Below are 1467 nucleotides of genomic sequence, written 5' to 3'. Positions count from 1 at the left end.
GAAGACTTTAACGATTACAAGGATTATGTAAAGAATTACTGGGGAAAAGACATCCCGACCAGAATAGTAACTTTTGAACTCGACAATGACCAGCAGTATTACGCAAGGGTTCCTTTAGAAAACAAGCTGTCAAACATTTACGAGGTTACAGTTAGGGAAGGGATCCTTTTCTGATGCATATATAAAGGAAATGAGTATGCAGGAGTTAAAACATGAATGTGAATTACGATGATCTTGGTGATGTATTAGAATATGGTGCCATCTCTGACAATGAAGCAATAGAAATGTGTGACAATATTTTGAAAGAGAGTCTGACTGAAACAGATGACATTGTATTAGAGTCAATGTTTCACGCAGTATACATGGGAGTTTCTCATCGTGATATTGCAAGTAAGATTGATATCGATTTAATTTTGGAAAAACTGGAATGCTTTAGTGAAGAGGTACTGGATTATATAATCACAATAATGGCACGTAGTGGGAAACAGAAGTATACCGAGACTATAAAAATGATTGGACAAATGTATCCTGAATTGGACATAGATGATGCACTTAATGAACTAAGAAGAAATTTTTAATAAGCGAGATAAACAATCGCAAGTCATTACATGACAGTAACCGCAATTTATGAGAACATCGATAGTAATGGGAATGTAACAAGAAGGGTTGAGGTGTCATCAGGGGGAGATAAGCCACTATATATTGATTACGATAAATATGTGGATTTTGTATCGGTTAATCTATTAAATCAGCCATGTTCGAGTATCACCCAAACTGTTTTTAATGATAACTGAGGAGATTTATGAAACATAAACTGAAACTATTAATAATGATCAGCATGATTTGTTTGGCTTTTATTTTTGTCGGATGTGCGGATAATTATGGCAACAAACTTACGGCAGATACTCCATATGAAGAATGGATCGAAGCCATAGATCTTTATGGGAAAAAGAATATTAGGCTAGAAGATTACATTGAAGAAAATAATGCAGTTATACTAGAGATTTCATGTACGAACATAGAAGGATATAGCGAGTTAAATTCACTGATAGTAGCCCATAATAGTTTTGTTGATAACAACAAAGATTATTTTGGAGATGAGAAGATATGCATTCAAGTAGTAGAGGGAAATAGCAAAGTAAAGAACGTTCTACTTACATATTATAACGAAGGCATTGATTCGTATTCGATAGATCTTGGTGATGATTTGAAAAGAGAAAAGACTAAGCGGCTTGAATATTTGGACCTGGACACATTACAAAACGCGGAAGTGCTGTGTGACGAAGGGATTCATTTTAATGCTTCTGTTGTCTCAATTTATCAATCCTATGGGACTCATATTTCAAAGAAAGATCTTGAGATATTGCAGAACATTGATGGCCTTGAGCAGGTTGTTGTTTTCAACATGCTTGATGACGATATTGATGAGTTATGCAAAATGATTTGGGAATACAGACCAGGAATACC

Annotated in this window: 2 protein-coding genes; both read left to right on the top strand. The window is 34.9% G+C overall.

Annotation, left to right across the window (positions count from 1 at the left end; all coding sequences use genetic code 11):
* Window positions 1–212 precede the first annotated feature (212 nt).
* Complete coding sequence (locus G632_RS0118295) at window positions 213–578, top strand: hypothetical protein (RefSeq protein WP_022770960.1); 366 nt, start codon at window positions 213–215, stop codon at window positions 576–578.
* A 224-nt stretch (window positions 579–802) separates the two neighbouring features.
* Window positions 803–1467 (top strand): hypothetical protein (locus G632_RS20770; RefSeq protein WP_035783210.1); only part of this gene is annotated, 665 nt, incomplete at its 3' end.

Source organism: Butyrivibrio sp. NC2007 (assembly GCF_000421405.1).
Classification (GTDB): domain Bacteria; phylum Bacillota; class Clostridia; order Lachnospirales; family Lachnospiraceae; genus Butyrivibrio.
Note: the sequence above shows the minus strand (reverse complement) of the source record. Positions and strands in the feature narration are given on the sequence as shown.